This window comes from Arthrobacter sp. D3-18, assembly GCF_054408525.1.
The window spans coordinates 478428-492241 of the sequence record NZ_CP096440.1 but is presented as its reverse complement, the minus strand read 5'-3'; the positions used below and the strand labels follow the sequence as shown (position 1 = coordinate 492241).

Sequence of the window (13814 nt, the reverse complement as noted above, 5' to 3'; positions counted from 1 at the left end):
GAGCGCTGAAAACGGCGCGATCTGCTACCTACTTGGGTGCGCCGGCGGTGCTTTGACGGACCACCAGTTCGGGGGTGAACACCACGGACCGGTGTTTGGTTCCGCCGCTCTCCTGCTCCTCCGCGAGCAACTCGATCGCCGTCCGGCCAAGATCCTCAGTGGGCTGGCGAATGGACGACAACGGCACCACTGCCGAGATGGCGAAATCAATGTCGTCGTACCCAATCAGGGCGATGTCCTCCGGAATACGAACGGTCCGCAGCATCGTCAGGGACTGCATGACTCCGAGAGCCAGGAGGTCGTTGGAGCAGAAGACCGCTTCGGGCCGCTCTTCCGGGGAGCGTTCCACCAGGCTGTTGCCCACCTTTCGGCCGGTCAGGACGGTCTGCCCTTCGGAGTCGAGCACCTCGATGCTGGCATCCGGGACTTCACCGACAGCACGCTGCGCGCCCTTGAGTCGGCTGGCCACCTGGCGGATGGAGGGCGTGCCAACAAAGGCCAGACGACGGCGGCCCGTGTCCAGCAGATGCTTCGCGGCCAAGTAACCGCCTTCCTCATCATCTACGGAGACTGAGCTGCAACGCTCGGTGTCAGCGAGTTCATCCACCAGGACCGTTGGGACTCCCCGTTCGCGCAGGGTGTCGATCCGCTGACCCACGTCGCCAACCGGCGAAATCAGCAGGCCTTGGACGCGCTGCTCCTGGAACAGGTCCATGTAGTGGGCTTCGCGTGAAGCATCCTGGCCGCTGTCCCCCACCAGCACGACGCTGCCCAGGGCTGCCGCCGCATCTTCCGCCGCGCGAGCCACGGAGGAGAAGAAGGGGTTTCCAACGTCGAGCACGATCAGGCCGATGGTCCGGCTCTGGCCGGCGCGGAGCTGGCGCGCGGCGTCGTTGCGGACAAAGCCAAGTTCAGCGATGGATTTCAGGACCCGTTCCTTGGTCCTCTGCGAAACCCGGTCCGGATAATTCAGCACATTGGAAACGGTTCCCACTGCTACCTGGGCGTGGGTGGCAACGTCTTTGATGCTCGCTGTCTGGGACATGCTTTCCGATCTCCACTGGCTGACGTCAATGTGCTGGAAACACCTTGACACCCTCGCGTTTACGAGGGTAATTTGAATCGTAACAAATGAAACGATTCAAAGACGAGTAACCCTGGAGATCCGCACATGAGGGTTTGTTTCCGCTCTTCAGTCCAGCCGGAACTGATGGCCGAGTACAAGCAACGCCACGCCGCCGTATGGCCGGAGATGCTGTCGGCACTGAAAAACGCAGGGTGGAACAACTACTCACTGTTCCTCGCTACGGACGGCCAATTGATCGGCTATTTGGAATGCGAAGACTACGAGGCAGCCCAGGCCCGCATGGCCGTGACAGAGGTCAATGCCCGATGGCAAGCCGAGATGGCAACCCTCTTCGCGAACAGCGACGTCCCTCCGGACCAGGGCTTTGAGATCGTCGAAGAAGTTTTCAATCTCGAAGACCAACTTGCCGTGGCGGGTGTCGTCACAGATGCCACCAGCACCGCACACATAGACAAAGAACCAGCCAACGAACATCAAAAGGAACAAGCATGAACGCCACAGAATCGGCCCTGGGCCGTCTAGGGGAACTGGCCATTGAAGTGCCGTCCTGGGCCTACGGAAACTCCGGGACCCGGTTCAAGGTCTTCGGCACACCGGGCACTCCGCGCACGGTCCAGGAAAAGATCGCCGACGCCGCCAAGGTCCACGAGCTCACGGGGCTGGCCCCCACCGTGGCGTTGCACATTCCGTGGGACAAGGTGGATGACTATGCTGCCCTGCGCGAGTACGCCGCCGGGCTGGGTGTTGGACTGGGCACCATCAACTCCAACACTTTCCAGGATGACGAGTACAAGTTCGGCTCGCTGACCTCGTCCAACGAGTCCGTGCGTCGCCGTGCGATCGATCACCACCTTGAGTGCATCGAGATCATGCACGCCACCGGGTCCAAGGACCTGAAGATCTGGCTGGCTGACGGCACCAACTACCCGGGCCAGGATGACATCCGCGGCCGCCAGGATCGACTGGCTGAGTCCCTCCAGGAGATCTACGCGGGCCTCGGTGACGAGCAGCGCCTGGTCCTGGAATACAAGTTCTTCGAGCCCGCTTTCTACCACACCGATGTTCCGGACTGGGGTACTTCCTACGCGCAGACCCTTGCCCTGGGCGAGAAGGCTTTCGTCTGCCTGGACACCGGCCACCATGCACCTGGTACCAACATCGAGTTCATCGTGATGCAGCTCCTGCGCCTCGGAAAGCTCGGCTCCTTCGACTTCAACTCCCGCTTCTACGCCGACGACGACCTCATTGTTGGCGCGGCCGATCCGTTCCAGCTGTTCCGCATCATGCACGAGGTCATCCGCGGCGGCGGTTTCGGCAAGGAGTCCGGCGTCGCCCTGATGCTGGATCAGTGCCACAACCTTGAAGAGAAGATCCCCGGCCAGATCCGCTCGGTCCTGAACGTCCAGGAAATGACGGCCCGCGCGCTGCTCATTGACACAGCGGCACTCTCCGAGGCCCAGCGTGCCGGGGATGTCCTGGCCGCCAACGGCATCTTCAACGATGCTTTCTACACCGATGTCCGCCCGGCCTTGGCCGAGTGGCGCGAATCCCGCGGCCTGCCCGCCGACCCGATGGCCGCCTATAAGGCCAGCGGTTACCAGAAGAAGATCAATGAGGACCGCGCAGGCGGCCAGCAAGCCGGATGGGGCGCATAAGCATGACCATGCAGAGCACAGCCAACAAGACTGTTGAAGACCTGATCTCCCGTTCCAACCGCCTCGGCGCGGACAAGCGGAACACCAACTTCGCCGGCGGCAACACGTCCGCCAAGGGCCTTGAGAAGGACCCTGTAACGGGCCAGGACGTTGAGCTCCTCTGGGTCAAGGGCTCCGGCGGTGACCTCGGCACACTGAAAGCTGAGAACCTTGCCGTCCTCCGGCTGGACCGGCTGCAGGCACTGAAGTCCGTTTACCCCGGCGTCGAGCGTGAAGACGAGATGGTGGCCGCGTTCGATTACTGCCTGCATGGCAAGGGCGGCGCTGCGCCGTCGATCGATACCGCCATGCATGGCCTGGTGGACGCCGCGCACGTGGACCACCTGCACCCGGACTCGGGCATCGCGATTGCGACGGCGGTGGACGGCGAGGCGCTGACCTCCAAGGTGTTCGGCGACAAGGTTGTGTGGGTTCCGTGGCGTCGTCCCGGTTTCCAGCTCGGCCTGGACATCGCCGCGATCAAGGAAGCCAACCCGCAGGCCATCGGCACCATCCTGGGCGGCCACGGCATCACCGCGTGGGGTGCCACCAGCGAAGAGGCTGAGGCCAACTCGCTCTGGATCATTGACGCGGCCGAGAACTACATCAAGGAAAACGGCAAGGCCGAGCCCTTCGGCGCCAAGCTCCCTGGCTATGGCGCCCTCCCCGAGGCTGAGCGCAAAGCCAAGGCAGCTGCCCTTGCACCGGTGATCCGCGGCCTGGCTTCCACGGACAAGCCGCAGTTGGGGCACTTCAGTGATGACGCCGTCGTTCTGGAATTCCTTGCCTCGGAAGAGCACCCGCGGCTCGGTGCGCTGGGCACTTCCTGCCCGGACCATTTCCTGCGCACCAAGGTCAAGCCGCTGGTGCTGGACCTCCCCGCGGACGCCTCGATTGAAGACTCCGTGGCCCGGCTAAAGGAGCTGCACGCCGCCTACCGCGAGGATTACCAGGCGTACTACGACCGCCATTCCGACGAAAACAGCCCCGCTATGCGCGGCGCTGACCCGGCAATCGTGCTGATCCCCGGCGTGGGCATGTTCTCCTTCGGCAAGGACAAGCAAACCGCACGCGTGGCCGGCGAGTTCTACATCAACGCCATCAACGTGATGCGCGGCGCCGAGGCCATCTCCACCTACGCCCCGATCGAGGAATCCGAGAAATTCCGCATCGAGTACTGGGCGCTGGAAGAAGCCAAGCTTGCCCGCATGCCCAAGCCGAAGTCGCACGCCACCCGCATCGCGTTGGTGACCGGTGCGGCGTCGGGCATTGGCAAGGCGATCGCCACCCGCTTGGCGTCCGACGGCGCGTGCGTAGTGATTGCCGACCTGAACCTTGAGAATGCACAAAAGGTTGCCGAGGACCTGGGCGGTTCCGACGTCGCCATCGGCGTCCAGGCTGACGTGACCGACGAAGCCCAGATCGCCGCTGCCATCCAGGAAGCCGTGCTCGCGTTCGGCGGCTTGGACTTGGTGGTTAACAACGCCGGCCTGTCCATCTCCAAACCGCTGCTGGAAACCACGGAGAAGGACTGGGACCTCCAGCACAACGTCATGGCCAAGGGCTCGTTCCTGGTCTCCAAGGCCGCCGCGAGGGTGATGATCGACCAGGGACTGGGCGGAGACATCATCTACATCTCCTCCAAGAACTCGGTCTTCGCAGGTCCGAACAACATCGCCTACTCCGCTACCAAAGCAGATCAGGCCCACCAGGTCCGCCTCCTCGCCGCCGAACTGGGCGAGTACGGTGTCCGCGTCAACGGCATCAACCCCGACGGCGTGGTCCGCGGCTCCGGCATCTTCGCCGGCGGCTGGGGCGCCAAGCGTGCCGCTGTGTACGGCGTGGACGAGCAGGAACTGGGCAAGTACTACGCCCAGCGCACCCTCCTCAAGCGCGAAGTCCTCCCCGAGCACGTGGCCAACGCCGCGTCCGTGCTCACCAGCAACGAGCTGTCCCACACCACCGGCCTCCACATCCCCGTGGACGCCGGCGTTGCGGCAGCATTCCTCCGCTAGGACCGACAGTGAACTACGGAACCACCGCAGGCACCACCCCGGCACACGCCGGGGCGGTGCCTGCCGCCGTCGACAACAACGCTGCAGCCCCCAAACCAGTGTTCGCAGCAGTGGATATCGGGGCCTCCTCCGGCCGCGTCATGCTCGGCCGCGTGTCACCTGAAGCCGGGGTGTCCCTCGAGACCATCCACCGGTTTCCCAACGGAGTAGTAGAGCTCGACGGCGGCCTCCGCTGGGACTTCAACGCCCTGTTCGCTGAGGTGCTCAAGGGCTTGGCGGCCGCCGCTGCTGTGGCACGTGAGAACGGCGAACACATGGTGAGCATCGGCATTGACACGTGGGCGGTGGACTACGGCCTGGTGAATGACGCCGGTGAACTCACGGCGCAACCCTACAGCTACCGGGACGAACGCAGCCGCGCCACTGTGGAGCGCGTCCATGCGGTCATTTCCCCGGAGAAGCTGTATGCCACTACTGGCCTGCAGTACTTGCAGTTCAACACCGTGTACCAGCTGGCGGCAGAGGCGAACCTGGAAGGGGTGCAGGCTCTCCTGATCCCGGACCTGATCGCCTTCCTGCTCACCGGCAAACGCCGGACGGAAGCCACGAACGCCTCCACCACAGGACTTTTCGACGCCGTTTCGGGCGAGTGGGCCACTGAATTCCTGGACGTGCTGGGACTGCCCATGGGGATTTTCCCTCCGCTCGTCCAGCCCGGTGAAACCGCGGGCACGCTGTTGCCGGCGATTCTCGAGCAGACCGGTTTGCCTGCCGGCACCACAGTGGTGGCCGTGGGTTCGCATGACACAGCGTCCGCGGTCGCCGCTGTCCCCGCCCAGGTTGTGGGTACGAACGGGCCAACAGACTTCGCCTATATTTCGTCCGGGACGTGGTCCCTGGTGGGCGTGGAGTTGGACGCCCCGGTGCTCACCGAAGCGAGCCGCAAGGCCAATTTCACTAACGAACGCGGTGTGGACGGCACCATCCGCTACCTGCGCAACGTAGGTGGCCTGTGGTTGTTAAGCGAATGCCAACGCTCCTGGGCCGCCCAAGGCTTCAGCCAATCGCTGCCGGCCCTGCTCGACGCCGCTGCTGCGCTTCCTGCTGGCGGTCCGCAGATCAACGCCGATGATCCTGCCTTCACGGCGCCCGACAACATGCCGGACCGTATCCGTGCAGCCGTGCGCAACACAGGTGCGGTGCTCCCGGACCGGCCTGCCGCCGTCGTGCGTTGCATCATGGATAGCCTCGCGGCCGGTTATGCGCGCACCCTGGCCGACGCCGAGCGGCTCACCGGCCGCAGCACCAGCGTGGTGCACATTGTGGGCGGCGGTTCGCAGAACCGGCTCCTTTGCCAGCTCACTGCTGACGCAACCGGCAAACCGGTGGTCGCGGGACCTGTTGAGGCAACCGCCCAAGGCAATGTCCTGGTCCAGGCACGCGCAGCCGGGGCGGTGGCGGGCGGGCTGGCCGAGCTGCGTGCGATGGTGGCTGCGGGAACCGCACTGGAACACTACGAGCCGGTGGCCGCCCTGCAGGCCAGCCGTTCGTGACCCTGTTTGGACGGGGAATGGCCGCGAAGCAACCGAGTGAGGTTGATTCGCGGCCATTCTGGTTTCAAAGGAGGTCAGGAAGCCACACGCCCCGGGAGTCTGGTACGTCACAGCGCCGGAGGAGGGTGCCGCGCTAAACTGATCGCACTATGATCCGCACAATGTTCAAGTCCAAGATCCACCGCGCAACGGTAACCCACGCCGACCTTCACTACGTCGGTTCCGTCACTGTCGACCTGGACCTCCTGGACGCCGCCGACATCCTGCCCGGTGAGCTCGTCTCCATTGTGGACGTCACCAACGGTGCCCGGCTGGAAACGTACACGATTGCCGGCGAACGGGGTTCCGGCGTGATCGGGATCAACGGCGCGGCAGCCCACATGGTCCACGTTGGCGATACCGTCATCCTCATCACCTACGCGGAGATGACCACGGAAGAGGCACGGACCTACGAGCCCCGGGTTGTCCACGTGGGCAAGGACAACAAGATCCTGCAGCTCGGCAACGACCCCGCCGAGGGCCACACCCCGGGACTTATGCGCCCGCCGCACGCGCTCAGTAACGCAGCGCACCTCAGCTAAGTCTCCACAACAACGCCCGACGTCGGCACCCGGGTGAGCGCCGACGTCGAACGTTAGCGCCCTGATACTGGCGTAGAAATGGCTCACCATGGTCAACGGTGTCCTGAATCTCCTAATGTCCGTATGACGGAACTCTCGTGAGAAAACGCTTACTCAGATCCTATTTATGACTAAGCTGTCATTCGTGACCCAACAGACTTTGCCCCGCACAGCGCCATGATCGGCGTCCTGTCCGGGTTCTTCGTGGTCTGGGCCATCATCTTGGTGGGCATGTTTGTTGGACGGCGGAACATCCTGGGCGAGAACGCCCGGTCGGTGCTGAGTTCGTTGACCTTCTTCGTGGCCAGCCCTGCACTGCTGTTCGAGACCCTGAGCAAAGCCAAACTGCATGACGTTTTCGCTGCTCCTTTGTTGGTTACGGCCGTGGGTGCCGTAGTAACGGGTCTGCTGTTTTTCCTGATCGTGAAGTTCTGGCTCAAGCGCAGCTTGCCGGAATCTCTGATGTCATCCATGAGCGCCTCGCTGGCTAACTCAGCCAACCTGGGCATCCCGATTGCTGTGTTCGTCCTGGGTGACGCCAGTTATGTGGCACCGCTGCTGATCTTCCAGCTGGCCTTCTTCACGCCGATGTACCTGATGGCCCTCGACGCCAGCACCAGCACGCACCGCACCACTTTTCTCCGCTTCCTGCTGATGATCGTGAAGAACCCCATGATCGTGGGTTCGGCGCTGGGACTTCTGGTTGCAGGCACCGGCTTCCACGTTCCGACGCTGATCCTGGAGCCGATCCACCTCATTGGCGGTGCCGCGATTCCGGCCATGCTGATGTCCTTCGGCATGAGCCTGAACGGGTCCAAGCCACTGCAAAAAGCTGCGGGCCGCAGGTTGGATACCTTGCTGGCCAGCGTGTTCAAGCTGATTGTCCACCCGTTGATTGCGTACCTGTTCGCGCGCTTCGCACTGGGCACGGACGGGCATGCGCTATTTGCCGTGGTGGTTACGTCCGCCCTACCTACAGCACAGAACGTCTTCGTGGCAGCGAACCGCTACCAAGCGGGAATCACAGTGGCCAAAGACACCGTGCTCGTCACCACCATCGTGGCGGTGCCGGCCATGATCGCTGTGGCGCTGCTCCTCGCCTAACTCCCAAGTAGGTAGCAGATCAGGCCGTTATGAGCGCTCATAACGGCCTGATCTGCGACCTACTTGGGTTACTCCACGTCCGCGCTGGCCAAGTAATAGTCCAAGAGCTGCGCGCAGCGAATGAAGCCCAGGTGAGAGTATGCCTGCGGGTGGTTGCCCAAGTGCGTTTCCGTGCCGGGATCGTACTCCTCCGGCAGCAAGCCCGTGGGCCCGAACAGTGCCACCAGCTGGTTGAACAGCTCCAGGGCATCATCCAAGCGGCCAACGGCAAGGTACGCCTCGATCAGCCAAGTAGTGCAGATGTGGAAGCCGCCCTCCAAACCCGGCAGCCCGTCGTCGTACCTGTACCTGAAAACCGTGGGCCCCACACGCAACTCCCGCTCAACCGCTGTGACGGTATCCAGGAACCGCTGGTCCTGGACATCCAGCAAGCCGGAAAGGCCTATGTGAAGGACGGCGGCGTCGAGGTCAGAGCTGTCATATGCCACTGTGTAGGACATCGCAGACGAATCCCAGCCCTCGCGGAGGACTTCCTCGCGGATGGATCCGGCAGTGGGAGCCCAATCAGCGTGGGGCGGGCGACCGTGCAAAACGGCAGCCCGGAAGGCCCTGTCCAGCGTGACCCAACACATCACTTTGGTGTACACGTGGTGCCTCGGGGGCTTGCGGGCTTCCCAGATCCCATGGTCGGGTTCGTGCCAACGGGCAAGCACCGCATGTGCCATCTGCTCCATCAGGAACCAGTGTTCATCGGGCAGGAATCCACGCCGCTCGGCAAGATCGTGGATCAGCTCGGCAATGGGCCCGAACACGTCCAACTGCACCTGATGATCTGCCGCGTTACCGATCCGGACCGGTCGCGAGCCAGCATAGCCGGGCAGGCTTTCCACGATTGCTTCCGTGGAAAGCGGCGCCCCGGTCACCGAATACAGGGGGTGCAGCCACTCGGGCCCTGGAGCATTCTTGAGGATGCGGTCCAGCCAGGCCAGGAACCCATCGGCTTCCAGCGTGGAGCCCAACGACACCAGCGCATTCACGGTCATGGACCCGTCACGAAGCCAGCAATACCGGTAATCCCAGTTGCGGGTCCCGCCGATGCCCTCAGGCAGCGATGTGGTGGGCGCGGCCAGCACTGCACCGGTGGGCTCGTGGACGAGCGACTTCAGCACCAGGGCTGAGCGGCGCACCAGGGAAGTCTTGATGGTGGGCAGCTGCAGTGCCTTGATCCACTCCCGGGAAGACTGCCCGACGCCGGCACGCCGGTTCGGCTCCCCCGCAGGGTCCGCGGGCGGCGGCTCAGTGTCACCACAGCGAAGGTTCAGCACCACAGGACCGTGGTGGAGGGGAACTTCAGCGGTGGCAGTGGCGTATTTACCGTCGCTGGTGATCCGGAATTGAACCCCTTGTGCGGAGAGGATGATGGGATCCGAAGTGCCCATGATGTGGACTTCGTCGCCCCGGATCTCCATGCTGAAGGGCGCGTTGGCGTAGTCCGGCCGGGGCGCAAACACTACGCGCGCAGTACCTGTACCGGAGAGCACACGCACCAGGCTGGTGATTCCTTCCGGCGCCGGCTCCAAGTAGTCGGTCACTGTGACATCGGCCCAGCGCGTCTCCACGATCATGGTGTTATCCACATATCGCTGCGCCAGTACCTGCGACGCTTTCACTGGCTCGATGCTGAAGTGACCAGCGGGCTCACCGCCAAGAATATGCGCAAAAATCGACCCTGAGTCCGGCAAGGGGTGGCTCATCCAGCAGACCTTCGCGTCCGGGGTGAGCAACGCCGTGGAGCTTCCATTGCCAATCATGGAATGCCGTTCCAGCCCCACAGCATCCTCGCCGAACAGCCAGGCCCGCCGCAGTTCGAACAGCAAAGCCAGCACATGCGCAAAGGATTCCGGATCCGGGATGGTGTGTGCCGCCGTCGTATCCCCCGGTCCCACATGCAGTCCAAGGTCAGGTCCGCGGAGCGTGGCAATTGCTTTTTCGTCGCTTTCGGCGTCGCCGGCAAATAGGGCGGCACTTACGCCCAGCCGTGTTCGCAACTGCTCAAGCGCCTGGCCCTTGGCAGGTTCATCAACGGTCAAGTCCAGCACTGTTCCATCAATGATGAAATACAGCCCGAACTCGATTGCGATCTTCTGGGACACGAAGATCACCCGTTCCACTACCTCAGGCGTGGCCGGACGGGTATGGACGGCGACACCCACGGGCTTTCGAACAACGCTGATGCCCTTCTCGAAGCCGACTGCTTCAGTCAACGCCGTAGCCACCTGCTGAAGCAATTGCTCCGTGGCGAGCGACAAGGTGTAGGCGTAGCCCATGTCGAACTCCACCCCGTGGGAGCCCACCAGATGGACCTCGGCCGGAAGCCGGGAAACTGCTGCGAGGTCCCGCAATGAACGTCCGGAGATGATGGCCGTGTGCGTGTTGGGCAAGGCGGCGAGCGCGCGGAGTGCCACGGCGGCGCTATCCAGCGGCAGTGTTTCCGTTGACACGCCCTCTGCGGAGCAGAGCGTTCCGCCATAGTTGCAGGCCACCAGCAGGCCCGGAACCTTGGCCAGTGCCCTGAGTTCCGCGAAGAGCTGCGGCGTGATGCCGTTCTCCGCGTCGGACTGGAGGACGGTGCGAAGGAGGCCAAGCGGGAGCGATTTCATGAGCAGCGCCGAGTCGGCTACTGCCTGGTTCAGGTGCGTAGGCATGGCGAATCCTTCCGAAGCGGATAGCTACAGTTTCCGCCCGGACGGTTTCGCTTGACTACCTAGTAGATTGCAATTAAGTAAAGCTTTTCCTTGGATTTATGCGCGAGGCCCCGCCCTCGCTTTACCGGCGCGAGGCGGGACCTGACGCAGGCACTAAGCCGCGAACGTGTCCGCGATGTCCAGGACCTCGTCCAGAATGGCCAGGCCCGTCCGTGCATCCTCAACACTGATGTTGCACGGCGGAACCACGTGGATACGGTTGAAGTTGGCGAAGGGGATGAGTCCGCGTGACTTGCAGGCTGCCACGAGTTGGTTCATCTCAGGGCTGGAAGAACCGTAGGGAGCCAAGGGTTCGCGGGTGGCACGGTCCTTGACCAGCTCGATGGCCCAAAAGACACCCCGTCCCCGCACTTCGCCAACGGACTGGTGACGTTCGGCGAATCCGGCGAGCGCCGGCCCGATCACGTCAGTGCCGAGGCTCGCTGCGTGCTGCACCATGCCTTCGCGTTCCATCGCATTGATGGTGGCTACGGCGGCCGCCGTAGCCAGCGGGTGGCCGGAGTACGTCAGCCCGCCTGGGTAAGCGCGGGTACCAAAGGTTGCTGCGATTTCCGGATTGATGGCTACCCCACCAAGGGGCACGTAGCCGGAGTTCACACCCTTTGCGAAGGTGAGCAGATCGGGAACAACGTCAAAATGCTCGACGGCGAACCACTTGCCTGTGCGTCCGAAGCCAGCCATGACCTCATCGGCGATGAAGACGATACCGTGCTTGGTGCACAGCCCCCGGACGCCCTGCATGTATCCGGCCGGAGGAACGTAGATCCCCGCCGTTCCGGGGATGCTCTCCAGCATGATCGCAGCGATGCTGGACGGACCTTCGAACTCGATGAGCTGTTCCAGGTGTTCCAGCGCCCGCTGGGATTCCTCTGCTTCGGTGGTGGAGTGGAACGCGGTGCGGTAGAGGTATGGCGGGAAGAAGTGGATGGTACCCGAGGACCCGTTGTCGCTGGCCCACCTGCGTGGGTCGCCGGTGATATTCACTGCCAGATGCGTTCCGCCGTGGTAGGAGCGGTAGGCGGAAAGGACCTTGTGGCGGCCCGTGTGCAGCCTGGCCATTCTGACGGCGTGTTCGTTGGCATCTGCCCCGCCGTTGGTGAAGAAGATCCTGTCCAGCTCCCCCGGGGTTCGCTCGGCGATCAGCCTCGCGGCTTCCGATCGGGCGTCGTTGACATAGCTGGGAGCAATGGTGCACAGTTTTGCTGCCTGTGCAGCGATCGCAGCCACAACGGCCGGGTGCTGGTGTCCGATGTTGGTGTTGACCAGCTGGGAAGAGAAGTCCAGGTACTTGTTGCCCTCACCGTCCCAGAGGTGTGATCCCTCTGCTGCGGTGATGACCATGGGATCCAGCGTGTCCTGTGCGGACCAGGAGTGGAAGACATGCTTGCGGTCCAGTTCGTAGGCGCGTTGGGCTGCCTCGCGGTCCGTTTGTGTTGGTTCAAGGGTGGCGGTCATGGTGGTTGTCCTGACGTCGTGGGCGCTTAGGAGTTTTGGGGGAAGCCGAGGTTGATTCCGCCGTGGCTGGGATCCAGCCACCGGGTGGTGACGGCTTTGCCACGGGTGAAGAATCCGACCCCTTCAGAACCGTGGGCATGCGTATCGCCGAAGAGGGAGTTCTTCCACCCGCCAAATGAGTAGTAGGCCATGGGCACCGGGACGGGGACGTTGATGCCCACCATTCCAACCTCAACCTCGTTCTCGAAGCGGCGGGCTGCACCGCCGTCGTTGGTGAAAATTGCGGTGCCGTTGCCGTAGGGATTGGCGTTGATGGTGGCAAGGGCGTCGTCGTAGCTGTCCACCCGGACCACCGAGAGCACAGGTCCGAAAATTTCGTCCTGGTAGATGGACATATCGGTGGTGACGTGGTCGAAGAGGGTGGGGCCCACGAAGAAGCCGTCGCCTTCGGCGTCGGGAACTACGCCGCGACCGTCGACGACCAGGGTGGCACCTGCCGCTTCACCGGCGTCGACGTATCCCGAAACCTTATCCCTGTGCTGGGACGTCACCAGAGGGCCCATGTCGCAGCCACGCAGTCCGTCGCCGGTGCGCAGGCTGCGGGCACGATCCGCGATTTTGTCCACCAGCGCATCGGCGATGTCGCCGACGGCCAGGAGCGCCGAGACAGCCATGCAGCGTTCCCCGGCGGAACCGAAGCCGGCGTTGATGGCGGCGTCGGCGGCGAGGTCAAGGTCGGCGTCGGGCAGGACAATCATGTGGTTCTTCGCTCCGCCCAGGGCCTGGACCCGCTTGCCGTGGGCGGTAGCGGTCTCGTAGACGTACTTGGCGATCGGGGTGGAGCCGACGAAGGAAACGGCCTTGACGTCCGGGTGCGTCAGCAGGGTATCAACCGCCACCTTGTCACCGTGAAGGACATTGAAGACGCCGTCGGGCAGGCCGGCTTCTTTCCAGAGCTCGGCGACCCAATTGACGGCCGTGGGATCCTTCTCACTGGGCTTGATGATGACAGTGTTGCCTGCCGCGATCGCAATCGGGAAGAACCACATGGGAACCATTGCCGGGAAGTTGAACGGGCTGATGATTGCCACAGGACCCAGTGCCTGCCGGATGGAATGGATGTCCACTTTGGTTGAAGCGTTCTCCGTGTAGCTGCCCTTGAGCAGGTGCGGAATACCGCAAGCGAACTCCACCACTTCCTGTCCACGGGTTACCTCGCCCAGGGCATCATCCAAGACCTTGCCGTGCTCGGAGGTGATAATCGCCGCGAGCTCATCCTTGCGGGAGTTGAGAAGCTCACGGAAAGCGAAAAGGACTTGAGTGCGGCGCGCCAAAGAGGTATCGCGCCATGCGGGGAAAGCAGCTTTCGCGGAGGCGACGGCGGCATTGCCCTCCTCGACGCTGGCCAAAGCAACCTGCCCGGTCACCTTCCCGGTGGCCGGGTTCGTGACGGGAGCTGTGCGCTCGCCGGCGGGGACGTAGCTGCCGTTGATCCAGTGCTCGATGGTGTTCAAGAGTTCT

At 63.2% G+C, this 13814-nt stretch carries 10 protein-coding genes; 6 read left to right on the top strand and 4 right to left on the bottom strand.

Going from position 1 to position 13814, the window contains the following annotated elements:
• Positions 1–28: 28 nt before the first annotated feature.
• Positions 29–1045 carry a LacI family DNA-binding transcriptional regulator gene (locus tag M1D89_RS04345; RefSeq protein WP_498648362.1) on the bottom strand — a complete coding sequence of 339 codons (1017 nt, stop codon included), beginning with the start codon at positions 1043–1045 and terminating at the stop codon, positions 29–31.
• A gap of 126 nt (positions 1046–1171) precedes the next feature.
• Here M1D89_RS04345 and M1D89_RS04340 point away from each other — a divergent pair, with 126 nt between their 5' ends.
• The 6 genes from M1D89_RS04340 (at position 1172) to M1D89_RS04315 (ending at position 8073) form a co-directional block, all read left to right on the top strand.
• A complete protein-coding gene (locus tag M1D89_RS04340; RefSeq protein WP_498648360.1) occupies positions 1172–1579 on the top strand; it encodes an L-rhamnose mutarotase in 408 nt (135 codons plus the stop codon).
• The gene (gene rhaI, locus M1D89_RS04335; RefSeq protein ID WP_498648358.1) at positions 1576–2742 is read left to right on the top strand and encodes an L-rhamnose isomerase; all 1167 of its coding nucleotides are present in this window, start codon (positions 1576–1578) and stop codon (positions 2740–2742) included. Before M1D89_RS04340 ends, rhaI begins: the two co-directional genes overlap by 4 nt.
• A 2-nt stretch (positions 2743–2744) precedes the next feature.
• Positions 2745–4796 (top strand): bifunctional aldolase/short-chain dehydrogenase, encoded by a 2052-nt coding sequence (locus M1D89_RS04330; RefSeq protein WP_498648356.1) that lies wholly within the window; start codon positions 2745–2747, stop codon positions 4794–4796.
• Positions 4797–4804: 8 nt separating this feature from the next.
• Positions 4805–6349: a rhamnulokinase gene (locus tag M1D89_RS04325; RefSeq protein WP_498648354.1), complete on the top strand. Its 1545-nt coding sequence runs from the start codon at positions 4805–4807 to the stop codon at positions 6347–6349.
• 149 nt (positions 6350–6498) lie between these two features.
• On the top strand, positions 6499–6930 hold the full coding sequence (gene panD, locus M1D89_RS04320) for an aspartate 1-decarboxylase (RefSeq protein WP_178995752.1): 432 nt from the start codon (positions 6499–6501) through the stop codon (positions 6928–6930).
• Between the two features lie 216 nt (positions 6931–7146).
• Positions 7147–8073 (top strand): AEC family transporter, encoded by a 927-nt coding sequence (locus M1D89_RS04315; RefSeq protein WP_498648352.1) that lies wholly within the window; start codon positions 7147–7149, stop codon positions 8071–8073.
• A 68-nt stretch (positions 8074–8141) separates the two neighbouring features.
• Here the strand turns inward: M1D89_RS04315 and M1D89_RS04310 are convergent, their stop codons facing one another.
• The 3 genes from M1D89_RS04310 to M1D89_RS04300 form a co-directional block, all read right to left on the bottom strand.
• Positions 8142–10778, bottom strand: a complete 2637-nt coding sequence (locus tag M1D89_RS04310; RefSeq protein WP_498648351.1) for a trehalase-like domain-containing protein — start codon at positions 10776–10778, stop codon at positions 8142–8144.
• Between the two features lie 153 nt (positions 10779–10931).
• The gene (locus M1D89_RS04305; protein ID WP_498648349.1) at positions 10932–12293 is read right to left on the bottom strand and encodes an aspartate aminotransferase family protein; all 1362 of its coding nucleotides are present in this window, start codon (positions 12291–12293) and stop codon (positions 10932–10934) included.
• A 26-nt stretch (positions 12294–12319) separates the two neighbouring features.
• Positions 12320–13807, bottom strand: a complete 1488-nt coding sequence (locus M1D89_RS04300; RefSeq protein WP_498648347.1) for a CoA-acylating methylmalonate-semialdehyde dehydrogenase — start codon at positions 13805–13807, stop codon at positions 12320–12322.
• Positions 13808–13814: the final 7 nt, after the last annotated feature.

What these genes read in the sequence shown, in the direction of transcription:
- M1D89_RS04305 (WP_498648349.1), bottom strand. Translation starts at nt 12,293, where the DNA reads ATGACCGCCACCCTTGAACCAACACAAACGGACCGCGAGGCAGCCCAA.
- M1D89_RS04315 (WP_498648352.1), top strand. Translation starts at nt 7,147, where the DNA reads ATGATCGGCGTCCTGTCCGGGTTCTTCGTGGTCTGGGCCATCATCTTG.
- M1D89_RS04310 (WP_498648351.1), bottom strand. Translation starts at nt 10,778, where the DNA reads ATGCCTACGCACCTGAACCAGGCAGTAGCCGACTCGGCGCTGCTCATG.
- M1D89_RS04330 (WP_498648356.1), top strand. Translation starts at nt 2,745, where the DNA reads ATGACCATGCAGAGCACAGCCAACAAGACTGTTGAAGACCTGATCTCC.
- rhaI (WP_498648358.1), top strand. Translation starts at nt 1,576, where the DNA reads ATGAACGCCACAGAATCGGCCCTGGGCCGTCTAGGGGAACTGGCCATT.
- M1D89_RS04340 (WP_498648360.1), top strand. Translation starts at nt 1,172, where the DNA reads ATGAGGGTTTGTTTCCGCTCTTCAGTCCAGCCGGAACTGATGGCCGAG.
- panD (WP_178995752.1), top strand. Translation starts at nt 6,499, where the DNA reads ATGATCCGCACAATGTTCAAGTCCAAGATCCACCGCGCAACGGTAACC.
- M1D89_RS04345 (WP_498648362.1), bottom strand. Translation starts at nt 1,045, where the DNA reads ATGTCCCAGACAGCGAGCATCAAAGACGTTGCCACCCACGCCCAGGTA.